The sequence below is a fragment of the Arthrobacter sp. P1_D4 genome (assembly GCF_056406115.1).
In genome coordinates, this window is sequence record NZ_JBFUAU010000004.1 from 102,034 (window position 1) to 125,365 (window position 23,332).

The 23,332-nt window shown below is 68.0% G+C and carries 17 protein-coding genes, 1 tRNA gene and 1 pseudogene; 10 read left to right on the top strand and 9 right to left on the bottom strand.

Annotated features, from left to right (window positions below; all coding sequences use genetic code 11):
• Positions 1-220 precede the first annotated feature (220 nt).
• The 6 genes from rho to argS form a co-directional block, all read right to left on the bottom strand.
• Complete coding sequence (rho, locus tag AC1D0A_RS05830) at positions 221-2,398, bottom strand: transcription termination factor Rho (RefSeq protein ID WP_243181252.1); 2,178 nt, start codon at positions 2,396-2,398, stop codon at positions 221-223.
• Positions 2,399-2,717: 319 nt separating this feature from the next.
• Complete coding sequence (gene thrB / locus AC1D0A_RS05835; protein WP_243181251.1) at positions 2,718-3,704, bottom strand: homoserine kinase; 987 nt, start codon at positions 3,702-3,704, stop codon at positions 2,718-2,720.
• A gap of 2 nt (positions 3,705-3,706) precedes the next feature.
• A complete protein-coding gene (gene thrC, locus AC1D0A_RS05840; protein ID WP_243181250.1) occupies positions 3,707-4,813 on the bottom strand; it encodes a threonine synthase in 1,107 nt (368 codons plus the stop codon).
• The gene (locus tag AC1D0A_RS05845) at positions 4,814-6,130 is read right to left on the bottom strand and encodes a homoserine dehydrogenase (RefSeq protein WP_459385204.1); all 1,317 of its coding nucleotides are present in this window, start codon (positions 6,128-6,130) and stop codon (positions 4,814-4,816) included.
• Positions 6,131-7,609 carry a diaminopimelate decarboxylase gene (gene lysA, locus AC1D0A_RS05850; RefSeq protein ID WP_476945363.1) on the bottom strand — a complete coding sequence of 493 codons (1,479 nt, stop codon included), beginning with the start codon at positions 7,607-7,609 and terminating at the stop codon, positions 6,131-6,133.
• Positions 7,610-7,614: 5 nt separating this feature from the next.
• The gene (gene argS / locus AC1D0A_RS05855) at positions 7,615-9,279 is read right to left on the bottom strand and encodes an arginine--tRNA ligase (protein ID WP_476945364.1); all 1,665 of its coding nucleotides are present in this window, start codon (positions 9,277-9,279) and stop codon (positions 7,615-7,617) included.
• Between the two features lie 196 nt (positions 9,280-9,475).
• On the opposite strand from argS, the gene AC1D0A_RS05860 reads away from it, so the two are divergent.
• From AC1D0A_RS05860 to AC1D0A_RS05885, 6 genes are all read left to right on the top strand, one after another.
• Positions 9,476-9,913 carry an FMN-binding protein gene (locus AC1D0A_RS05860; protein WP_018775690.1) on the top strand — a complete coding sequence of 146 codons (438 nt, stop codon included), beginning with the start codon at positions 9,476-9,478 and terminating at the stop codon, positions 9,911-9,913.
• 22 nt (positions 9,914-9,935) lie between these two features.
• On the top strand, positions 9,936-10,808 hold the full coding sequence (locus AC1D0A_RS05865) for an FAD:protein FMN transferase (RefSeq protein WP_476945365.1): 873 nt from the start codon (positions 9,936-9,938) through the stop codon (positions 10,806-10,808).
• The gene (locus tag AC1D0A_RS05870) at positions 10,805-12,454 is read left to right on the top strand and encodes an FAD-dependent oxidoreductase (protein ID WP_476945366.1); all 1,650 of its coding nucleotides are present in this window, start codon (positions 10,805-10,807) and stop codon (positions 12,452-12,454) included. Before AC1D0A_RS05865 ends, AC1D0A_RS05870 begins: the two co-directional genes overlap by 4 nt.
• A 179-nt stretch (positions 12,455-12,633) precedes the next feature.
• Positions 12,634-12,706 (top strand) — tRNA-Arg (locus AC1D0A_RS05875).
• 171 nt (positions 12,707-12,877) lie between these two features.
• Positions 12,878-13,951, top strand: a complete 1,074-nt coding sequence (locus AC1D0A_RS05880) for a M4 family metallopeptidase (RefSeq protein WP_243181243.1) — start codon at positions 12,878-12,880, stop codon at positions 13,949-13,951.
• A gap of 41 nt (positions 13,952-13,992) precedes the next feature.
• On the top strand, positions 13,993-14,289 hold the full coding sequence (locus AC1D0A_RS05885) for a protealysin inhibitor emfourin (protein WP_476945367.1): 297 nt from the start codon (positions 13,993-13,995) through the stop codon (positions 14,287-14,289).
• Between the two features lie 24 nt (positions 14,290-14,313).
• Here the strand turns inward: AC1D0A_RS05885 and AC1D0A_RS05890 are convergent, their stop codons facing one another.
• A complete protein-coding gene (locus tag AC1D0A_RS05890; RefSeq protein WP_028276082.1) occupies positions 14,314-15,279 on the bottom strand; it encodes a GlxA family transcriptional regulator in 966 nt (321 codons plus the stop codon).
• A 92-nt stretch (positions 15,280-15,371) separates the two neighbouring features.
• On the opposite strand from AC1D0A_RS05890, the gene AC1D0A_RS05895 reads away from it, so the two are divergent.
• Together AC1D0A_RS05895 and hrpA are read left to right on the top strand one after the other, a co-directional pair.
• Complete coding sequence (locus AC1D0A_RS05895; protein ID WP_164468553.1) at positions 15,372-15,539, top strand: hypothetical protein; 168 nt, start codon at positions 15,372-15,374, stop codon at positions 15,537-15,539.
• A 177-nt stretch (positions 15,540-15,716) separates the two neighbouring features.
• Positions 15,717-19,757, top strand: a complete 4,041-nt coding sequence (gene hrpA, locus AC1D0A_RS05900) for an ATP-dependent RNA helicase HrpA (protein WP_476945368.1) — start codon at positions 15,717-15,719, stop codon at positions 19,755-19,757.
• 58 nt (positions 19,758-19,815) lie between these two features.
• Here hrpA and AC1D0A_RS05905 read toward each other — a convergent pair whose 3' ends face one another.
• Both AC1D0A_RS05905 and AC1D0A_RS05910 read right to left on the bottom strand, forming a co-directional pair.
• Positions 19,816-20,244 (bottom strand): HIT family protein, encoded by a 429-nt coding sequence (locus AC1D0A_RS05905; protein ID WP_028276083.1) that lies wholly within the window; start codon positions 20,242-20,244, stop codon positions 19,816-19,818.
• Positions 20,241-21,425 carry an NAD(P)-dependent alcohol dehydrogenase gene (locus tag AC1D0A_RS05910; protein ID WP_476943322.1) on the bottom strand — a complete coding sequence of 395 codons (1,185 nt, stop codon included), beginning with the start codon at positions 21,423-21,425 and terminating at the stop codon, positions 20,241-20,243. The genes AC1D0A_RS05905 and AC1D0A_RS05910 overlap by 4 nt, the downstream gene beginning before the upstream one ends.
• 211 nt (positions 21,426-21,636) lie before the next feature.
• Here AC1D0A_RS05910 and AC1D0A_RS05915 point away from each other — a divergent pair, with 211 nt between their 5' ends.
• Both AC1D0A_RS05915 and AC1D0A_RS05920 read left to right on the top strand, forming a co-directional pair.
• Positions 21,637-21,951 (top strand): hypothetical protein, encoded by a 315-nt coding sequence (locus AC1D0A_RS05915; protein ID WP_243181239.1) that lies wholly within the window; start codon positions 21,637-21,639, stop codon positions 21,949-21,951.
• Positions 21,952-21,954: 3 nt separating this feature from the next.
• A pseudogene (locus AC1D0A_RS05920) lies at positions 21,955-23,293 on the top strand (HNH endonuclease).
• The last annotated feature ends 39 nt before the right edge of the window (positions 23,294-23,332 follow it).

A 23,332-nucleotide genomic window follows, 5' to 3' on the forward strand; every position in this document is an offset into this window, starting at 1 on the left:
CGACTTGAAACCAAGTCTAGTTACGACAACAAAAACTGGACCGCGGCTGGCGACTTAACGACGAAGCCGCACGGATTTTTCCGCCCCGGGAGTGGCTTCGGGCCTGCCGACGCCGGGTGGCTTGCGATCGTAGATCGTAAGCCACCCGGCGGAGGGGCGGGGGCGGAAAATCCGTGCGGCGTTAGCGCGCGGGACCGCCAGAATCTAGCGGTTGGAGCAGCTATTTGTCGTTATCGGACTTCGCACCAAGCGTCGTCTTCTGCACCTGCATGAGGAACTCGACGTTGCTCTGGGTCTCCCGGATCTTGTTGGTCAGCAGCTCAAGGCTCTGCTGCGTTTCGAGTCCGGACAGGACGCGGCGCAGCTTCCACATGATCTTGACTTCCTCGGGGGAAAGCAGGTTTTCCTCGCGGCGGGTACCGGACGCGTTGACGTCCACGGCCGGGAAGATGCGCTTGTCCGCGAGCTGGCGGGACAGGCGCAGTTCCATGTTGCCGGTGCCCTTGAACTCTTCGAAGATGACCTCGTCCATCTTGGAGCCGGTCTCGACGAGCGCGGTGGCCAGGATGGTCAGCGAGCCGCCGTTTTCGATGTTGCGGGCTGCACCGAAGAAGCGCTTCGGCGGGTACAGCGCTGCGGAGTCCACACCACCGGACAGGATGCGGCCGGAGGCCGGTGCTGCCAGGTTGTAGGCGCGGCCCAGGCGGGTCATGGAGTCCAGGAGCACCACAACGTCCATGCCCATTTCCACGAGGCGCTTGGCACGCTCGATGGAAAGCTCGGCCACGGTGGTGTGGTCGTCGGCGGGACGGTCGAAGGTGGAGGCAATGACCTCACCCTTGACGGTGCGCTGCATGTCCGTGACTTCTTCGGGACGTTCGTCAACGAGCACCATCATGAGGTGGACCTCAGGATTGTTGGTGGTGATGGCGTTGGCGATGGACTGCAGGATGAGCGTCTTGCCGGCCTTCGGCGGCGAAACGATCAGACCGCGCTGGCCCTTGCCGATCGGGGCCACGAGGTCGATGACGCGCGGGCCGATCTTCTTCGGGTCCGTCTCGAGGCGCAGGCGCTCGGAGGGGTACAGCGGGACGAGCTTCGCGAATTCGACGCGGTCCTTGAGCTCTTCCGGCGTCTTGCCGTTCACCGAGGTGACGCGGACCAGGGCGTTGAACTTCTGGCGGGCGGACTGCTGCTGGCTCCCCTGCTGGGCTTCGCCTTCGCGCGGTGCACGGATGGCGCCGACGACGGCGTCGCCCTTGCGCAGGTTGTACTTCTTGACCTGGGCGAGCGAGACGTAGACGTCGTTCGGGCCCGGCAGGTAACCGGACGTGCGGATGAACGCATAGTTCTCGAGCACGTCGAGGATACCGGCGACCGGCAGCAGGACATCGTCCTCGGTGACCTCGACGTCGTCGACGTCGGGTCCCTGCTGACGTCCGCGGCGGCGGTCGTTGCGGTCGCGGAAGCGATCGTTGCGCGAGGAGTTGTCGCGGCTGTCCTGCTGGCCCTGGCGGTCACCGCGGTCGTTGCGGTCACGACGGTTGCGGCGGTTCCGGCGGCTTCCGCCGTCAGAATCATCGCTGTCGCGGGTGTTCTCGCGGGGGCCGGCCGAGTCGTCGCGGCCGCCACGGGTGCGGGTGTCACGGCGCTGGCCGTCTTCGCTGCCGGGCTCGCGCTGTTCGGTGCGCTGTTCACGCTGTTCGGTGCGCTGTTCACGCTGTTCGGTGCGCTGATCGCGCTGCTCGGTGCGCTGTTCAGCGACGGGCTGCTCGGCCGGGGCCTCGACGGCGTTCTGGCCGGCATCCGTGGCCTGGGCTGCGGCTTCGCCGCGGCGGCGGTTGCGGGTGCGCGGCTGCCTCGCGCGGTCGCCGGATTCCGTTCCGGAAACGGCGGCGGCGGATTCTGCAGTGGCGGATTCCCGGGCGCCGGACTCGGTGGAACCCGCGGGGGCTTCAGCCGGGGCGGCGGCGGGTGCCTCAACGGCGGGAGCCGTGACGACTCCGTCGCTGCCTGCACGGCGGCTGCGGCCACGGCGGGCGCGGGGGCTTTCCTGGGCGGTGTTTTCCCTTGCCAGGGACTCGTCCTCGGCGGCGGGCACCGTTGCGGGCGCAGCTGCCGGGGCCGCTGCGTGGGACACAGTGCCGTTGTCGCTCGCCTTTTCGGCAGCGCGGGCCGGAGCCTTGCTTACCGGAGTGCCTGCGCGGTGGGCGGAAATGGCCGTGACCAGATCACCCTTGCGCATGCGGGAACCGCCGGAAATGCCCAGCTGGCTGGCGAGGGCCTGGAGCTGGGCGAGCTTAAGGCCTGCAAGGCCGCTGCTCTTGGCGGGTGCTGCCGTTGATTCGGCAGCAGAAGATGTATCCACAGCCGGAGACAGCTCAGTGGTTTCGGTCACGAAGGATCCTTCCCCCTCGACGGCGTCCAGGCTAAGAGCTGGACGCGGTGATTTGATCTGGGCTGCAGTTCAGATCTGCAGCCGGGATTTCGGCCTTGCCGGATGGATATCGGCCAGCAGGGCCGGATATTGCTTCACCATGCACGATCCGAGAAATGAGGAACGGCGGGCTGAGTTTCAGGGGGCAGATCAATTCTGCTGATTCCTGCGTCAGACCGAAAGCAGGTGGCACCGGAAAATATTGCGCAGTGAAAGATGAGAGAGGCTACGTGGCCAACATCGCGGTCTTACAACGGTTACAAATTTACCGCCTGCGTATTTACCGCCGGTGCACTTCCACTTTAGCACCTTCAACGTCCACGGCCAGCTTCATCACGCGCCAGCCCACTTCCGGCGTGTTGCCCGCGGTGTGGGCGCCGATGAAGTCCACAACCTCACGGGCTTCCGCTTCGCCGTTGGCCAGGACCAGCACGGTGGGTCCGGCGCCGGATACGACGGCGGCGTGCCCTGCCCGGCGCAGCGCGCCGATCAGTTCCGCGCTGGGCCGCATGGCCTCGGCTCGGTAGCTCTGGTGCAGGTAGTCCTCGGTGCCGGGCAGCAGGAATTCCGGGTTCGTGGTCAGGGCATGGATCAGCAGGGCGGCGCGGCCGGAGTTCATGGCCGCGGCATGGTGGCCCACCGAAGCGGGCAAAAGGGCCCGGGCGGCCTCAGTGGAGAGCTCGTAGTCGGGCACGGCGACCACAGGGATCACCGAGGCGGCCACGGACGCGCACGTGCTGCTGTACTGGTCACTGTCCTGCCATGACAGCGCCAGTCCGCCGAAAATGGCGGGTGCAACGTTGTCCGGGTGGCCTTCCATTTCGCTGGTGAGCTGCAGGATCCAGTCGCTGCCACGCCGGGAGGCCTCCGGAACCAGGGCATTGGCGGCGCTGACGGCCGCCACCACGGCCGAGGCCGAGGAGCCCAGGCCCCGTCCGTGCGGGTTGACGTTGTCCGCCGTGATCCGCAGGCCTTCGTGCCGGAACCCCAGGCGGTGCAGGGCCTCGGTCAAGGCCTTGACCACGAGGTGCGTCGCATCGCGGGGCAGGGACTCGGCACCCTCGCCGCTGAGCTCGAATTCGAGTTCACCGCTGGCCAGGGTTTCCACGGTCAGCGTGTCATGCAGCGAGAGGGCCAGGCCGAGGCTGTCGTACCCGGGGCCCAGGTTGGCGCTCGTGGCCGGGACACGCACGGTGACCAGCTGGCCCGCCGGAACGGCCGGGGAGCCGGCAGCTGATTCGGCCGGGACGGTGAGGGTTGTTTCCAACGTTATTTTTCTTCCAGTCCCAATGCTGCGGCGACGGTGACGACGTCGTTGGAGACCTTGACCGGCTGCACGTCGCTGCCGTCCTCGGTGCGCAGGGCCCACTGCGGGTCCTTGAGGCCGTGACCGGTCACCGTGATCACGATCGTCTTGCCTGCCGGCACTTCCCCGGCCGCGTGCTTCTTGATCAGCCCGGCGACGCCGGCAGCGGAGCCGGGCTCCACGAAAACGCCTTCCCGGGCGGAGAGCCACCGGTGCGCGGACAGGATTTCCTCGTCCGTGACGGCCTCGATCACGCCGCCGGATTCATCCCGGGCCGCCACGGCGGTGTCCCAGGAGGCCGGGTTGCCGATCCGGATGGCGGTGGCAATGGTGTCGGGCTCGGTGATGGGGTGGCCGGCCACGAAGGGTGCCGCCCCTGCGGCCTGGAAGCCCCACATGACGGGTGTCCTGGTGGACACGGCGGGCAGCGACCCGGCGGTGGGCGACTCAAACGCCGCAGCGTATTCCTTGTAGCCCTTCCAGTACGCGCTGATGTTGCCGGCGTTGCCCACCGGGAGCACATGGAAGTCGGGGGCGTCGCCGAGCGAATCCACCACTTCGAAGGCACCGGTCTTCTGGCCTTCGATCCGGGCCGGGTTGACGGAGTTGACCAGGAACACCGGGTAGGACTCGCCGAGCTTGCGGGCGATGTCAAGGCAGTCGTCGAAGTTGCCGTCCACCTGCAGCAGCGTGGCTCCGTGCGCGACTGCCTGGCTGAGCTTGCCCATGGAGATCTTGCCCTCCGGGACCAGCACCGCGCACTGCAGCCCGGCAGCCGTCGCATAGGCCGCGGCGGAGGCGGAGGTGTTGCCGGTGGAGGCGCAGACCACGGCCTTGGCGCCAGCGGCCACCGCTGCCGTCATGGCCATGGTCATGCCGCGGTCCTTGAAAGAACCGGTCGGGTTCATGCCTTCGACCTTGAGGTAGACGGTGCTGCCGGTCAGCTCGGAGAGGTGGCGGGCATGCACGAGCGGGGTGCCGCCCTCGCCCAGGCTGATGACCTTGGTCGCTTCCGTGACAGGAAGACGGTCGGCGTATTCGCGGATGACACCGCGCCATTGGTGAGCCACTTAGACTCCTTCTACCCGGAGTACGGATGTGACGGAATTGATGACGTCCAGGCGCCTGACGGCCTCGACGGTTGCTGCAAGTGCGGCTTCGCGTGCACGGTGTGTCACGATCCGCAGCTCGGCCGATTCCACGTTGGAGTCGGCGTCGCGGTGAATGGTCTGCCGCATGATTTCGATGGACACGCCGTGCTCGGCGAAGAGCTGCGCGATCCTGGCCAGGACGCCGGGCTGGTCCGCGACGTCGAGTCCGATGTAGTAGCTGGTGACGGCCGCGTCGATGGGCAGCGATGGCACGTGCCCCGTGGTGGTTTCGGTGCGGCCGGGGCCGCCCAGGACAATGCGGCGGGCCGCGGAGACGAGGTCGCCCAGCACGGCGGACGCCGTCGGGGTGCCGCCGGCACCCTGGCCGTAGAACATGAGCTCGCCGGCGTTCTCGGCTTCGATGAAGACGGCGTTGAATGCACCGCGGACAGCAGCGAGGGGGTGCTCGCGGGGCAGGAGCGTGGGGTGGACACGGACCGAGACGCCGGTTTTGCCGTCCTCGTCAACCAGTTTCTCGGCAATGGCCAGCAGCTTGATGACAAAGCCGGCTTCCTTGGCGGCGGCGATGTCCGCCGCGGTGACCGACGTGATGCCCTCGCAGGAGACATCTTCCAGGGCAAACCGCGTGTGGAAGGACAGCGAAGCGAGGATTGCGGCCTTGGCGGCGGCGTCGTAGCCTTCGATGTCGGCCGTGGGGTCGGCTTCCGCGTAGCCCAGGCGCTGGGCCTCGGCCAGCGCGTCGGCGAACTGCGCGCCGGTCGAGTCCATCTGGTCGAGGATGAAGTTGGTGGTGCCGTTGACAATCCCGAGCACCCGGGTGATCCGGTCGCCGGACAGGCTGTCACGGATGGGCCGCAGGATGGGGATGGCGCCGGCCACGGCGGCCTCGTAGGACAGCTGCACCCCGGCCTTGTCCGCTTCCTCGTACAGTGTGGGGCCGTCCTGGGCCAGGAGCGCCTTGTTGCCGCTGACAACACAGGCACCGTGCCGCATGGCGGTAAGGATCAGGGTCCGGGCCGGCTCAATGCCGCCCATGAGTTCAATGACGACGTCGGCGTCCTTGACGAGGACTTCGGCGTCAGTGGTGAACAGCTCCCGCGGCAGCTCGACGTCGCGCTTGGCATCGAGGTTGCGCACCGCGATGCCCTGCAGTTCCAGCCGGGCGCCGGTGCGCGCGGCCAGGGCGTCGGCGTCGTCAATGAGAATCCGCGCAACCTGGGCCCCAACGTTGCCACAGCCCAGCAGGGCCACTTTCAGGGTTCGCAATTCAGACATTCAGACTCCCATGTCGCGGTTGAGCAAATCTTCTTCGGTTTCCCCGCGGACAATGAGCCGGGCAGATCCGTCGCTGACAGCGATAACGCCCGGCCGGGCCAGATAGTTGTAGTTGCTTGACAGGGCCCAGCAGTAGGCGCCGGTCCCCGGTACAGCAAGCAGATCACCGGCTGCCACGTCCTCGGGCAGATATACATCTCTAACAACTATGTCGCCGCTCTCGCAATGTTTGCCCACCACTCGGGACAGCTGCGGCGCCGCGTCGGAGCTCCGCGAGGCGAGAATCGCCGAATAATCCGCGTCGTACAGCACCGGCCGGGGGTTGTCGCTCATCCCGCCGTCCACCGACACATAGCGGCGGGGGTGCGTAACGTCCCCGGCTCCGTCGCGGCCGGCCGCGGCACCAGCAGAGGCCGGGGAATCCACCCGGACGGTCTTGAGCGTGCCGACCTCATACAGCGTAAAGGTGGTGCTTCCGACGATCGCGCGGCCCGGTTCGATCGAAATCCGGGGGGCGGTTATGCCGAGGGCAGCGCATTTGGAACGGACGACGGCGGCCATCGCCTGCGCGATTTCGGCGGCCGGGCGCGGGGTGTCCACGGGGGTGTAGGCGATGCCGTAGCCGCCGCCGAGGTCAAGCTCGGGCAACACGATGGAGTACTTCGACTGCATCGCTGCCAGGAAGTCGAGCAGCCTCTCGGCGGCGAGGGCGAAGCCGTCCGGTTCGAAGATCTGCGAGCCGATGTGGCAGTGCAGGCCCAGCAGTTCGATGCTGGCGTGCCCGGTGGCCGCGGCCACGGCTTCCTCTGCGGCGGACAGTCCGGCCTGATCCGTGGAGTCCCCGGCCATGGACAGGCCGAATTTCTGGTCCTCGTGGGCCGTGGCGATGAATTCGTGGGTGTGGGCGTGCACTCCGGGGGTCAGCCGCAGCATCACCCTGGCGGTGTCGCCCCGGTTGGCGGCGATCGCCGCGACGCGTTCGAGCTCGTCGAGGCTGTCCACCACGATCCGTCCCAGCTGCATGTCCAGCGCCCGGTGGATTTCGCCGTCGGACTTGTTGTTCCCATGCAGGGCGACGTCGGCGCCGGGGATGCCGGCGCGGAAGGCCACGGCGAGTTCGCCGCCGGACGCCGTGTCCAGGCGCAGCCCCTCTTCCTCGACCCAGCGGACCACGGAGGTGCACAGGAAGGACTTGCCGGCGTAGTAGACGTCCACTCCCCCGCAAATATCGGCGAAGGCGTCGTTGAAGGCGTCGCTGAACGCCCGGGCCCGGGCCCGGAAGTCTGTCTCGCTCAGCACGAACAGCGGCGTGCCGTACTGGCGCTGCAGCTCACTGACCGTCAGCCCCTCGATGGTGAGCTCGCCGTCGTCGTTGCGCGCAACACCGCCCGCCCACAGCGGTTCGTGGAGGGCATTGAGGTCGGCGGGGACCTCGAGCCAGTCCGGGGCGAGCGGGGACTGTCCTGAATTCGCGGTCATGGCGGTTACATCCGTTCCGGCGCCGAGACGCCCAGCAGTTCCAGTCCGTTGGCCAGCACCTGGCTGGTGGCGTCATTGAGCCACAGCCTGGTGCGGTTGGTGTCGGTGATGGGTTCCTCGCCCTGCGGCGCCACGCGGCAGGCGTCATACCAGCGGTGGTAGGCGCCGGCGATCACTTCGAGGTGGCGGGCCACGCGGTGCGGCTCGCGCAGCTCGGCGGCCTTGGCCACGATCGAGGGATAGCTGCCCAGGTGCGAGAGCAGCTCGTTTTCGGTGGGGTGCTCCAGCAGGGCAGCGTTGAAGCTGTCTATGCCGTCCACACGGCGCTCCACGCCGGCGGCCACGGCATTGCGGGCGGCGCCGCGGGAGCGGGCGTGGGCGTACTGGACATAGAACACCGGGTTTTCGTTGCTGTGTTTCTTCAGCAGCTCCGGGTCCAGCGTCAGCGGCGAATCGGCGGGGAACCGGGCCAGCGAGTACCGGACGGCATCCTTGCCGAGCCAGGAGATGAGGTCCTTGAGCTCGATGATGTTGCCGGCTCGCTTGGACAGTTTGGCGCCGTTGACGGAGACCAGCTGGCCGATCAGGACCTCGATGTTGACCTCGGGGTCGTCCCCGGCGGCTGCCGCGATGGCCTTGAGCCGGTTGATGTAGCCGTGGTGGTCGGCGCCGAGGAGGTAGATCTTCTCGGTGTAGCCGCGGTCCTTCTTGGACAGGTAGTAGGCGGCGTCGGCGGCGAAGTACGTGGGCTCACCGTTTGCGCGGACCATCACGCGGTCCTTGTCATCGCCGAAGTCGGTGGTGCGCAGCCAGACCGCGCCGCCGTCGTCGAACACGTGGCCCTGTTCGCGCAGGCGGGCGACGGCGTCCTCGATCGCGCCGGCGTCGTGGAGCTCCTGCTCGGAGAAGTAGACATCGAAGTCGACGCCAAACTCGGCCAGCGTCTGCTTGATGTCATGCATCTGCGCCTTGTAGGCGGCGCCCCGGATCACCGGCAGGGCCGCCACTTCGGTGAGTTCGCGGATGTCCGGGTGTTCGGTGAGCACCTCGTGGCCGAGGTCCGCGATGTACTGGCCCGGGTAGCCGCCCTGGGGCACGTCCCGGCCGTGCAGCCTGGCGAACACGGAGTTCGCGAACACGTTCATCTGGGAACCGGCGTCGTTGATGTAGTACTCGGCAGTGACGTCGGCACCGGAGGCCCGGAGGACGCGGGCGATCGCGTCGCCGAGGGCGGCCCAGCGGGTGTGGCCGATGTGCAGCGGGCCGGTGGGGTTGGCCGAGACGAATTCCATGTTGACCGTGTGCCCGGCGAGCGCGGTGTTGGTGCCGTAGGCCGCACCGGCCTCGACGATCGCCTTGGCGAGGGCACCGGCGGCAGCGGCGTCCACGGTGATGTTCAGGAAGCCGGGGCCGGCGATGTCCACCGCGGACACGCCGTCGATCGTCTTGAGCCGGGCGCTCAGGACGGACGCGAACTCCCGCGGGTTGGTGCCCGCCGTTTTGGCCAGCTGGAGGGCGACGTTGGTGGCCCAGTCCCCGTGGTCCCTGTTCTTGGGGCGCTCCACGCGCACCTCATCCGGGATGTCGGCCGCGGAGAGGGCTATGTCACCGGCGGCGACGGCGTCCTTCAGGCAGGCGGATATGGCGAGGGAGAGTTCTTCTGGGGTCACACTTCTAGCCTACCGGTGGGCCCGGAGTGCGGCGGAATCTGCCGTCCCGGCATGACGTCGGGGCCGGTTACGGGAAGGCCCGAGGTCATCAAGGCCTCGCGCCCAGGGTGAACCGTTACCCTGAATTCAACGTCTGCAACCCTGTCATGCCTCCACATTGTTCGCTGTCCGATCCCCGCAAAGAATCGAGTCCCGCATGAATACCGCCTTCCGCAAAAGCGTCCTCGTCGGCATTGCTGGCCTCTCCGTGGCCGGAACAGCGGCTGGCTGCGCCCCGTCGGCCCAGGCCCCGGCCGCACAGGGCGCGCCCCCGGCATCCGAGTCCGCTGCAGGTACCGGTTCTTACAAGGACGGCACGTACAGCGCCGACGGGAACTACACCTCCCCCAACGGCACTGAGACCGTGGGCGTGGAACTGACGCTGGCCGGCGGTGCCGTGTCCGACGTGAAGATCACGCAGCACCCCTCGAATCCGAACACCCGAAAGTTCCAGGGCGAGTTCGCCGGCGGCATCCAGTCCCAGGTTGTTGGCAAGAAGCTTGACGAGATCAAGGTTTCCAAAGTGGCCGGATCCTCGCTGACCAGCGGCGGCTTCAACCAGGCCGTGGCGAAGATCAAGTCACAGGCCCAATAGCGCAGCGAGGGACAGAGTAATCGTGGCGCATCCGGGCTGGACGCACTTCAGCTTTGACGGGATCGGGACCCGCTGGGAGATTTCCACCCCGTCCCGGCTCTCCGGCGAGCTCCGCCGTGGCCTGCTCGCCACGGTGGAGGAGTACGACGCCGCGTGGTCCCGGTTCCGCCCCGATTCGCTCATTGCCGACGCAGCCCGGACGCCTGGCCGCATTGAGCTGCCCGCCGAAGGGGCCGCCCTGGGCGCGCTGTACGGCACCCTGTACCGGCTCACCGAGGGTGCGATGACCCCGCTCATCGGCGGGAGCCTGGAGCGACTGGGCTACGACGCCACCTACACCCTGCGCCCGGGCGGCGCGCCACTTCCCGCGCCCCGGTGGGAGGATGCGCTGGACTGGCAGGGCACCGCGCTGACCACCACGGTTCCGGCGGTGATCGACGTCGGCGCGGCCGGAAAGGGCCAGCTGGCGGATCTGCTCTCCGCCCGGCTCCGGGACGGCGGCTGCGCCGGGCATTTCATCGATGCCAGCGGGGACCTGCTGAATCCGGGGCCGGATCCGGTGGTGGTTGCCCTCGAGCACCCCTACGATCCCACCCGGGCAATCGGCACCGTCCAGCTGGGGGCCGGCGCCCTGTGCGCTTCCGCCGCCAACCGGCGCGCCTGGGGCGACGGGTTCCATCATGTCCTGGACGGCACCACGGGAGCTCCGGTGCGTACCGTTGTCGCCTGCTGGGCCATGGCCGGGACCGCGATGGTGGCCGATGCGCTGGCCACTGCGTTGTTCTTTGTCGACGGTCCGCGGCTGGAGCAGGAGTTCGATTGCGCCTGGCTCACGGTGTATGCGGACGGGCACGCGGAATATTCAGCCGACTTCGAAGGGGCCCTGTTCTCATGACTGCCATCACCACCACCGCCCTTGGCTCGAGGCTGGACACCGCCTTGGGCCGGCTCACGATGTACCGGCTGGTGCTGTGGGTCCTGGCCGTCCTGGCCGGCTACAGCCTGCTGCTCAATGTGCTGGGCTGGTTGACGTTCGGGCTGCCGGAAATGCTGGCCCACCTTGCCCTGTGCCTTGGCCTGACGTACGCCTCCAGCCAGGGGCTGGCCGCCCTGTTCCGTGTGCGGCCGCACACGGAATCCTCCCTCATCACCGGCCTGCTGCTGTACTTCCTTTTCTGGCCCAGCGAGCTTTTCTGGCCCAGCCAGCCGACCCAGGGCCTCCAGCTGGCAGAGATCGCCGGCGTCGCCCTGGCCTGCGTCCTGGCCTCGGCCTCGAAGTATGCGCTGGCCTGGCGCGGCCGGCACATCTTCAATCCGGCCGCGGCCGGCGCGTTCCTGGCCGGGCTGACCGGGCTCAACATTGCCACCTGGTGGGCCGCGACGCCGGCCATGCTCTGGCTGGTGATGCCAGGGGTGCTGCTGGTGCTCTACCGGACCCGGAAGTCCGCCATGGCCGCCGTCTTCACCGTGGTTGCCGTGTCCATCGTGGCCGCGGATCTGCTCCAGGCCGGGATGGATCTCCCCGAGGCCCTGTGGCAGACGCTCGCGCAGCGGCCGGTGCTGTTCTTCGTCGGGTTCATGCTCACCGAGCCGCTCACCCTGCCCCCGCGGCGCTGGCAGCAACTGGCGCTGGCCGCCGTCGTCGGGGCCCTGTTTGCCGTCCCCTACAACCTGGGGTTTGTGGCCAACTCCCCCGAGCTGGCGCTGCTCGCGGGCAACGCGCTTGCCTTCGCCGTCGGACAGCGGGGCGGGGTCCGGCTGGCGTTCGTCGCGAGCCGTCCGCTGACGCCGACGACGACGGAATTCAGCTTCCGCCCGGAACGTCCGGTGCGCTTCGCTCCCGGACAGGCCCTGGAGCTGCACCTGCCCCCGGACACGACCGGCGGGAAGGATGACGGCAGGGGCGATGGGAAGGGTGACGGCAAGGCCCCCGGCAAACGTGACGGGAAGTCGGCCGGCAAGGGTGACGGGAAGGGAATCCGGCGCGTGTTCAGCCTGACCAGCGCGCCCGACGCCTCCCTGCTGACGATCGGGGTGGGGACGGCGGAGCCGGTGTCGTCAGCCAAGCGCTCGCTGCTGGCCCTTGAAGCGGGCGACGGGCTCACCGCAACCACTGTGAACGGCGACTTCCTCCTGCCGCGGAACCCGGCCACCCCCGTGCTGCTCATCGCGGCCGGAATCGGCATCACCCCCTACATGGCCCAACTGGCCGCGGTGTCCGCCGGAACCCCGTCCGGGGACCGCGACGTTGTCCTCCTGTACCTGGCCAAGAATGCCGCCGAGCTGGGCTACGCCGAGGAGCTGCAGCGCTCCGGGGCGCGCGTCCTGGCGCGGCTTGCGGACGGTTCGGCGCCGCCGGCGTTCATGCAGGACGCAGGTTCAAGAAGGATCGATGCGGCGGCCCTCAAGGAGCTGGTCCCCGACATCAGCGGCCGGGTGGTCTTCGTCTCCGGCTCGCCCGCCAGTGTGCGATCGCTGCGGGCCGCGGCACGTGGCGCGGGCGCCCGGCGGGTCCATGTGGATACGTTCACTGGCTACTGAGCCGGCTACGGAACCGCCGGCCAATTCGCTGGACTTGCCACGCACCCAGGACACGTTTGACTGCCGCTTGACTCCACTTGACGCTATAAATGGGCGACCGTTTTCCATGGTTTTCCGTTGGAGGCCAACTTCCTGCTAAGCTCTAGGACGTCCCGCCCGCAACGGCAGGATCCCTGGATGCCCTCGTAGCTCAGGGGATAGAGCGTCTGCCTCCGGAGCAGAAGGTCGTTGGTTCGATTCCAATCGAGGGCACGAACAAAACCCCGCCGTTTGAAACGGCGGGGTTTTTTGTGCCCTGAATCCCGCCAAAAGACCGCGGAAAACCAGCGGCATTGCCCCTGCCGATTGTCGGTGCTCCCTCGTAGGCTGTTTTCATCGGTGGCGGGCTACCCTGCCCGCTCCGAAGCGTGAAGGGGGTCTCACATGTTCTATCCAACTCCGTCCTGTTCTATCGTTCCGCCCTATTTGCTCCGCAGGCTGGCCGCACAGCAAAAGCCGGAGCTCTCCAGGGCCGCCCACGGGGCAAAGCAGGCCCTGCAACACGTCCCGAGCTTCCAGGCCTCCCGCACAGTGCCAGGGCCCGGCAGCCGTCCGGGCCTGCGGGAACTCAAGCCGTCCCCGCCGGAACGGACGGTCTATGACGCTAAGTCCACCGAGAAGCTGCCCGGCAGCGTGGTCCGCAAAGAAGGCGAACCGCCCACCGGCGACCCCGCCGCCGATGAGGCCTATGACGGGCTGGGGCACACCCACCGCCTCTACGCCGAAGCCTTCGGACGCAATTCGATCGACGGCAAAGGCCTGCACCTTGATGCCACGGTCCACTATGGCCGCCTGTACGACAACGCTTTCTGGGACGGCCAGCAAATGGTCTTCGGCGACGGTGACGGCCAGGTCTTCGAGCGGTTCACGAAATCCTTGAGCGTCATCGGGCACGAGCTCACCCACGGCGTGACCCAGTACTCCGCTGGGCTGGTCTACCGCAACCAGGCCGGCGCCCTGAACGAATCGATGTCCGACGTCTTCGGGGCCCTCGTTGAGCAGTATGTCCGGAAGCAGTCGACGGCGGAGGCCAGTTGGCTGATCGGCGAAGGCCTCTTCACCGACCAGGTGCAGGGGGCCGCCTTGCGTTCCATGAAGGCTCCGGGAACGGCATACGACGACGACGTGCTCGGCAAGGACCCGCAGCCGGACTCGATGGACGGCTACGTGCGCACCAGCGCGGACAACGGTGGCGTGCACATCAACTCCGGTATCCCCAACCGTGCGTTCTGTCTGGTGGCCACTGCCCTGGGTGGCAATGCCTGGGACGCGCCGGCACAGATCTGGTACGAGACGCTGACGGGCGGCACGCTGTCCCCCACCGCCACGTTCGGCGCCTTCGCCAAGGCCACTGCAGCCTCTGCCAAGGAGCTGTTCGGGGACGATTCCAAGGAACATGACGCCGTGCGCTCCGCGTGGGAAACTGTGAAAGTAAAGTTCCCGGGGGCCCGGCGATAAGCCAAGCCCCGCAAGTCGAGTCCAATTGAGATCCGAGTCCGATGAAGATAACTGTCCAGCGCAGTGGCGGCGTGGCCGGAATGAAGAGGACGTGGACCGTCCGGCCCGAGCCGCCGGAAGACACCGACCGGTGGCAGCCGCTGATCGAGGCCTGCCCGTGGGACGACGTCGCCGGAATCAGTGGGACAACCGGCCAGCCGGACCGGTTCATGTACAGCATCCGGGCCGATCAGCGCCGCGCGGTCCTGCCGGAGCGTGCGCTGACGGGTCCGTGGCGCGACCTCGTCGAATGCGCCCGGGCCGCCGCTGAGGGGCCGGCGTCGCCGGGCTTTGGCTAGCCGCTGCTGCCGGGCCGAGGCCCGCTATGCCGTGGCCAGGTGCCCGCGGAACGTGCGCCGGTAGGACTGCGGGCTGGTGTCCAGCGCCTTGGCAAAGTGGTGCCGCAACAGGACCGAATGCCCGAACCCGGACTCCCTTGCGATTTCGTCGATATTGAGCTCCGTGCTCTCCAGCAGCTCCTGGGCGCGCAGCACCCGCTGGGAATTAAGCCAGGCCGCGGGAGTGGCTCCCGTTTCCGCGCGGAAGCGCCGCGCAAACGTCCGCGGCGACATATGGACCCGGGCCGCCAGTTCGTTGACCGCGTGTTCCTCGTCCAGGTGCCGGACCATCCACTGCAGCAGCTGCTCCATGGGCTCCGAGCCGCACGTCGGAATGGGCCGGTCGATGTATTGGGCCTGGCCGCCGTCCCGGTGCGGAGGGACCACCATGTCCCGGGCGATGGCGGCGGCCACCTTGGCGCCGAACTCAACGCGGACGAGGTGCAGGCAGGCATCGATCCCTGCGGCCGTGCCGGCACTGGTAATGATCCGGCCGTCTTCGACGTAGAGGACGTTTTCATCCACCAGGACAGCGGGGTACCGGGTGGCCAGTTCCTGGGAGTAATGCCAGTGCGTGGTGCAGCGGCGGCCATCGAGCAGGCCCGCCCGAGCCAGGGCGAAGGCCCCTGAACAAATGGACATCACCCACGCACCGCGCGCGTGGGCGGCCCGCAGCGCCTCCAGGACGGAGTCGGGAACGTCCTCGTCCCGGCCGTACGGCGCCATCACCACCAGGTCGGCGTCCGCAGTTGCTTCCAGCCCGAGACCCACGTGCATGGATAGGCCCGACTTGAGCGGGACGTCGCCCGGCTCGGGCGCGCAGACGCGGAAATCGAACGCGGGCACGCCGTTTCCGCGGTCCGAGCGGTCGATGCCGAAGACCTCGAAAGCCGTCGCGAACTCGAAGATCGAGAAGTTGGGAACCACGATCATTGCCACTGATTTGATCATGATTCCATCCTGACAGAACAGTGGCAGAAATTATAGCTTTTTGGGCATTTCTGCCACTTTTTTAAGGGCCCGGACCGGAGAACCATAGAGGTATGGAACTCCTCGGAATCGCCCTCATCATCCTGGTTCTTGCCGGCGTCACCGCCACGATCTCCGCCCTCCGCAAGGATGGCCTCGGCCACACTCCGCCCGTCCGCTCGGAAGAATACTGGATGGCCCGGGACCTGCCGAGCATCAACTACACGATGCGGAACATCTAAGTCCGCGCACGCTTAGTCCACACGCCCATCGGGCCCGGTCATCCAGCCGGGCCCTCAACATGCGCCGAGGCTGAACAGCGGAACAACGCGAATTGAACAACGCGGCCGGACAGCCGGACCCGATATCCGCCTCCGCCACCCCAGCGGACAGTCCACCCCAGTAGACTGTCTCCAGCCATGACATTGCATATTTCCTACCCCGCCGAGCTGCCGGTCTCCGAGCGCCGCGAAGATCTTATGGCCGCCATCGCGGCCAACCAGGTGACCATCATCGCCGGCGAGACCGGCTCGGGTAAGACCACCCAGATCCCCAAGATGTGCCTTGAGCTCGGCCTGGGCGAGAACGGGCTGATCGGCCACACCCAGCCCCGCCGGCTCGCGGCCCGCACCGTGGCCGAGCGCATCGCGGAGGAACTCGGCGTCGAAATCGGCCAGGAAGTCGGTTTCCAGGTCCGCTTCACCGGTGAGGTCAGCCGGTCCACCAAGGTCAAGCTCATGACCGACGGCATCCTGCTGGCGGAAATCCAGCGCGACAGGCTGCTGCGCAAGTACAACGCCATCATCATTGACGAGGCGCACGAGCGCAGCCTCAACATCGACTTCATCCTCGGCTACCTCAAGCGCATCCTGCCGCAGCGCCCGGACCTGAAGATCATCATCACCTCGGCCACCATCGATCCGGAGCGCTTCGCCAAGCACTTCGGCAGCGACGAGGAGCCCTCCCCCATCATCGAGGTGTCGGGCCGGACCTTCCCGGTGGAAATCCGCTACCGGCCGCTTTCCCAGCCGGCCGGCGGCACCGGCGCCGAAGATGGTGACGGAGAAGGTGCCGCCGCGGACGACGAACTCGAGGAGGACCGCGACCCGCTCGACGCGGTGTGCGACGCCGTCGACGAGCTCGCCTTGGAAGCCCACGGCGACATCCTGATTTTCTTCTCCGGCGAGCGCGAAATCCGCGACGCGGCGGAGGCCCTCAACGCCCGCATCCAGTCCAACCGGCGCCTCGCGGGCACCGAGGTCCTTCCCCTCTTCGCCCGGTTGAGCCTGCAGGAGCAGCACAAAGTTTTCCACCCCGGCAGCAAGCGCCGGATCGTACTTGCCACCAACGTCGCCGAAACCTCGCTGACGGTCCCCGGCATCAAGTACGTGATCGACACCGGCACGGCCCGGATCTCGCGCTACTCACACCGGACCAAAGTCCAGCGCCTGCCGATTGAGCGCGTCTCCCAGGCTTCGGCCAACCAGCGCTCGGGCCGCTGCGGCCGCGTTTCCGACGGTATCGCGATCCGGCTGTACTCCGAAGAGGACTTCGAGTCGCGGCCGCTGTTCACGGATCCGGAGATCCTGCGCACCAACCTCGCGGCCGTCATCCTGCAGATGACCGCCATGGGCGTGGCCCGCGGACCGAAGGACGTGGAGAACTTCCCCTTCGTCGAGCCGCCGGATTCGCGCGCCATCAACGACGGCGTCAGCCTCCTGCGCGAGCTCGGCGCCCTGACCGCCGCGCGGCAGGAGCCAACGGACGACGGCGGGCAGCGCGACGGCGGGCAGCGCCGCGGTTCCGGCCGTCCCGGCAGCGGGCTCACCGCCGTCGGACAGCAGCTGGCCCAGCTGCCGGTGGACCCCAGGCTCGGCCGGATGATCGTGGAGTCCGGAAAGCGGGGGTGTGTTCGGGAGGTCATGATCCTCGCGGCAGCGCTCACCATCCAGGACCCGCGCGAGCGTCCAACAGACAAGCAGCAGCTCGCCGCGGAGAAGCACGCCCGCTTCCGGGACGAAAACTCGGATTTCACCGGTTACCTGAACCTGTGGAACTACCTGCAGGAGAAGCAGCAGGAACTGTCCTCCACGGCGTTCCGCCGGCTCTGCCGCAACGAATTCATCAACTACCTGCGGGTCAGGGAGTGGCAGGACCTGTTCGCCCAGCTCCGCCAGCTGGCCCGGCCGCTGGGCATCAGCCTGGACAACAAGCGCCTTGCCGATCCGGTGGGCAACCACGACGGCATTCACATCAGCTTGCTCTCGGGGCTCCTGAGCCACGTCGGCATCCTCGACGAGCGCAAGCGCGAGTACGCCGGCGCCCGCGGCAGCCGCTTCGCGATCTTCCCGGGTTCGGCACTGTTCAAGAAATCACCCACGTTCGTGATGGCCGCCGAACTCGTGGAGACGAGCCGGCTCTGGGCCCGCGTCGCGGCGAAGTTCGATCCGCTCTGGGCCGAACAGGTGGCCCCCGACCTGGTCAAGCGCAGCTACAGCGAGCCGCACTGGTCCAAGAAGATGGGCGCGGTGATGGCCCACGAAAAGGTCACGCTTTACGGCGTGCCCATCATCCCGAGCCGGCGGATCAACTACGGCAAGGTGGATCCGGAGCTCTGCCGCGAGCTCTTCATCCGCCATGCCCTGGTAGAAGGCGACTGGCAGACCCACCACAAGTTCTTCCACCGCAACCGCGCGCTGCTGCACGAAATCGAGGAGCTCGAGGCCCGGATGCGGCGCCGCGACATCCTGGTGGACGACGAGACACTGTTCGAGTTCTACGACGCCAGGATCGGCGCGGAGGTCGTCTCGGAGCGGCACTTCGACAAGTGGTGGAAGGACGCACGGCAGCAGGATCCCACGCTGCTCGACTTCGACCAGTCCCTGCTGATCAGCGAGGACGCCGCGGCCCTGGACGATTCGGCCTATCCCAAGACCTTGTTGCACAAGGGCTTCGAGCTGCCGCTGAGCTACGAGTTCCATCCAGTCGCGCCCGGTTCGCCGCCAAATCCATCCGACGGCGTCACCGCAGAGGTGCCGGTGCTGTTCCTGAACCAGCTCGACGACGCCGCGTTCCGCTGGCTGATCCCCGGGCAGCGCGTGGAACTCGTCACGGCGCTCATCAAGTCGCTGCCCAAGCAGATCCGCAAGAACTTCGTTCCTGCCCCGGACGTGGCCCGCCAGGCCGTCGCGGCGCTGGAAGCGGACTTCGATCCCGCCACGGACGAGCTCGAACCCTCGCTGGAACTGGTGCTGCGCCGGATCCGCGGACAGGTCATTCCGCCGGGCTCCTGGAACTGGGACGCCGTGCCATCGCATTTGCGGGTCAGCTTCCGCGTGGTGGATTCCCGCGGCAAGCTGCTGGATGAGGGCAAGGACCTGAACGCGCTGCAGGAGCGGCTGGCCCCGGCCACCCGGCGGGCCATCGCGGAATCCCTCGGTGCCACCCCGGGCACCACGGCACCCCAATCCAAGGGAAATGCCGCGGCAAAGGCGAAAGCCGGCGCGAACGGCAGGGATGGCGCGCGTTCATCACAGGCCGGCGCGTCCCCGTCGGCCGCCCTGGCCGCTGCCGCGGCGCCGGGCGGGTTCACCGAAATGTCCGGGCTCAAGGACTGGACCTTTGGAACCGTCCAACGCCAGGTCCAGGGAACCGTTGGCGGGCACACCGTCACCGGCTATCCGGCTCTGGTGGACGAGGGAACGTCCGTGGCGCTGCGGCTGTTCCAGACGCCGTCGGAACAGCAGGAAGCCATGCGCGGCGGGGTCATCCGGCTCCTGGCCCTGAAAGTGCCACCGCCGGACCGCTATGTCCTGGAGCACCTGAACAACACCGAGAAACTGACCTTCAGCCAGAACCCGCACGGTTCCGTGGCCGCCCTGATCGCCGACTGCGCCCTGGCCGCCATCGACAAACTCACGCCGGCCCCGCTGCCGTGGGACGAGGCCTCGTTCAAGGCGCTCTACGAGAGCGTCCGGGCGGAGCTGATCGACACCGTCTTCACCGTCACTGCCGTCGTCGAACGCATCCTGGCCAGCACCCGCCGGATCGAAAAGCAGCTCAAGGGCACCACGAGCCTGGCCCTGATCAGCGCGCTCAACGACGTCAAGAGCCAGCTCGAGCAGCTGGTGTATCCGGGCTTCGTGGCACGCACGGGCTACGCCCAGCTCAGCCAGCTGCCCCGCTACCTCGCGGCGATCGAAAAGCGCCTCGAGAAGCTGCCGGGCAACGTCCAGCGGGACGCCCAACACATGGCCGCTGTCCAGGCCTTGGAGGACGACTACGACGACGCCGTGTCCGCGCTGCTGCCCGGGCGGCGGGCGGGCGCGGAGTTAACCCACGTGCGCTGGATGATCGAGGAACTGCGAGTGAGCCTCTTCGCCGTCGAACTCGGGACCGCCTATTCGGTGTCCGAAAAGCGTATCCGGGCCGCGCTTAACAAAGTGCTGGCGCCGGCGTAGACCCCTGAGGGTGCTGCGCCGGCGCCAGCATTGGCGGCCGGGAATGTCCGGGCGGGACCTAGGCGGCCGGGACGTGCTCCGCGTGGCCGGCCGTGCGCAGGCCCTCGCGGAGCTTCTCCGCGTTGGCGTCCAGCGTGGCCGGATCCGGGTGCTGGTCCACGGAGCCGAAATCAAAGTCCGCCATTGAGTTCGATGGCCACACATGGACGTGCATGTGGTTGATTTCGTAGCCGGCCACGATCAGCCCGGCCCTGGCGGCGTCGAACACCTCCACCTGGACGGCGCCGATCTTGCGGGCAACCTCCATGACCCGGCCGAGGACCTCGGGCGAGGCATCCGTCCAGCGGTCCACTTCCTCGGTGGGCACCACGAGCGTGTGCCCGTCGGCCAGCGGGCCCATGGTCAGGAACGCCACGACGTCGTCCTCGCGCCAGACGAAGCGGCCCGGGATCTCGCCGTTGATGATTTTGGTGAAGAGAGTGCTCATGCGTCCGCCTTTTCTGCCGGGGACCCCAGGGTACTGACGTCCAGGACAAAACGGTACTTGACGTCGCCTGCCACCATGCGGTCGTAGGCTTCGTTGAGCTGGTCCGCGCCGACCACCTCGACGTCGGACACCACGCCGTGCTCGGCGCAGAAGTCCAGCATCTCCTGCGTCTCGGCGATGCCGCCGATCAGCGAACCCGCATAGGCGATCCTGCGCCGGATCAGCACCCCGGGGTTGACTGGCGGCATCGCTTCGGCGGGCAGGCCCAGCTGGAACAGCACGCCGTCCAGGCCCAGGGTGCGGAAGTAGGGGTTGAGGTCGTGCGGTGCGGCGACGGTGTCGATGATGACGTCGATACTGCGGTTCGCGGCTTCCATCGCGGCCGGGTCGGTGGAGAGGATGACGTCGTCGGCGCCGAGCTCGCGCGCTGCGTCGAACTTGTTCTCCGACGTCGTGAAGACCTTGACCTCGGCGCCCATGGCCTTGGCGATCTTGACGGCCATATGGCCGAGGCCGCCCAGTCCGACGACGCCGACGACGTCGCCTTCCTCGACCTCGAAGTGGTTCAGGGGCGAATATGTGGTGATGCCGGCGCACAGCAGGGGCGCCGCGGCGGCGGGGTCCAGGGCTTCCGGCACCCGCAGGACATAGTGCCGGTCCACCACGATCGACGTGGCATACCCGCCCTGGGTGATGGCGCCGTCGTTGCGGGCATCCTTCGCCCCGTAGGTTCCCACGGCGGCGTTTTCGCAGTACTGCTCGAGGCCGTCCAGGCAGCTCTCGCACTCTCGGCAGGAGTCCACGATGCAGCCCACGCCCACGCGCTCACCCACCGTGAAGTCGTCGACGGCGGAACCGAGCCGGGTGACCCGGCCGACGATCTCGTGGCCCGGGATCAACGGGTAGGTGTCGCCGCCCCATTCGCCCCGGGTGGCGTGCACGTCCGAGTGGCACAGTCCGCAGAATTCGACGGCGATCTCGACGTCGTCCGCCTTCGGCGCCCGTCGGGACACGGTCAAGGGAACAAGCCCGCTGTCCGGTGAGGTGGCACCGTACGCAGCAGCGAGAGTGGGGCCGGCCTTCTGAGCGGCGCTGTCCGCGGTGGCGGATTTGGTGTCTGTGGTGTCCAAATCCGGCAGCGGCTTGGCAAGGGGCGGGGGTACGGGACGTCCAGGTGTCATACGTTGACGCTACCCCCGGTCCCGGGATGTATTCCACTTTGGGGTGCGGGGCCACGCTGCGGGTCACGTGTGGGCGGTCTGCGCACCGGAGACCGCGCCGCCGCGGGAGACATGTCAACAATGAGGCCACGGTTGCGGTCCGATATGGCCTCGCGCGTCCGCCCGCCTCGGCTGTTCCTATTAATGTCGGACCCCGACGGAGACTGGGTTCATGGACGGCAAGCAGGGGCCCGACGAGGCTTCATCAGTGGCAGGGCACGGTGACGAGGACCTCCAGGAGTTGCTCGCATTCTGCTCCCGCGTGCTCCGGGACCAGCGTCAGCCCGAGGACCGCGCCGGGATCCTCGAACAGTACCGGCGGCTTGACGAGCTTCACTCCGCTATCGACGCATTGCTGATGCGTTTTCGGCTCGACGTTTTCCTGGGCAGCGTTCCTGGAGTTACGCCCGGAAGCTCCCCGATGGCTTCCGAAGCGGTGGAACGGTTCCGGAGGGCCATTAATGTCATAGCCCGCAGGGACACTTAACTCATGGACGGCAATCAAGGGCCCGAAGTGGTTCCGGCAGACCCGGCATCGGCAACTGCGGTGACCGTCGCTGAACTGGCCCGGATCCTGGCTTTCCTCCCGGCCCCGGACAGCGCCGCCGCCCTGATCGACGAGATCCGGGACCTGGAAGACCTGAAGTCCGCCGCGTCCGCGGAACAGGCCCGGCACGCCGTGGCGTTCGACCTGCTCCAACGCCGCGAACAAGCCGCCGCCGGGGTTCCGGCCAAGGAACTCGGGACCGGTGTCGGCGCGCAGATCGCCCTCGCCCGCCGCGAATCACCCGGACGAGGAACTCGCGCCCGACACCGGGACGTTCGCCGGYGCCGGTGACCGGTCCCTGGTCGCCGCGGCCCGGGCCGCCGCCTACCGGCTGGACCCCCGCTCCGTGACCGAACGAGCCGCGCACGCCSCCACCGAGCGGCACGTCAGCCTCCGACCGGCCCCCGACACCATGTGCCACCTCACCGCCCTGCTCCCCGTCGCCCAGGGCGTCGCCGCCTACAAGGCCCTGAGCGGGCACGCCGACACCCTCCGCGCCGCCGGGGACCCGAGGGGCCGCGGGCAGCTGATGGCCGATGCCCTGGTCGAACGCACCACCGGCACCCCCGGCGGGATCAGCGGCGTCGAGATCCAGCTCGTCATCACCGACCGCACCCTCTTCCAGGCCGGCGCCGAACCGGCCCGGCTTCCCGGCTACGGCACCGTCCCCGCCGGCTGGGCCCGCAGCCTCATCAACGGCACGGCCGGCGCCCACAGCGGTGACGGCGGCGGTTCCCCGGGACACAGTGGTCCCCCTGGACCCGGCGCCGCGGCCCCAAACACGGACAGAAACGGTGACGGCCAGTCCGGCGGTCCCCCTCAACCGGGCGGCACCGCCGGGAGGGCCGATGACCCCGCGTTCACCCTCTGGCTCCGCCGCCTCTACACCCACCCCGGCACCGGCGAGCTCATCGCCATGGACTCCCGCGCCCGGCTCTTCCCCGCCGGGCACCGCCGATTCATCCTGGCCCGCGACGACACCTGCCGCACCCCCTACTGCGACGCGCCCATCCGCCACCTGGACCACATCGTCCCCTGGCATACCGGCGGCCCGACCACCACGGACAACGCCGCCGGCCGCTGCGAAGCCTGCAACCACACCAAAGAAACCCCCGGCTGGAAAGCACGCCCCAGCCCCGGAGCCGCACCCGGATCCGCCTCGAGCATCGGCGCGAGGCACACCATCGAACTCACCACCCCCACCGGCCACACGTACCGTTCCACCGCGCCGCCCCTGCCGGGGACACCGCTTCGGCCATCGCCGCAGCCTAGGAATCATTGACTGCCCCAGGAGGAACTGGAGGAGCTCTGGGCAGCCTGC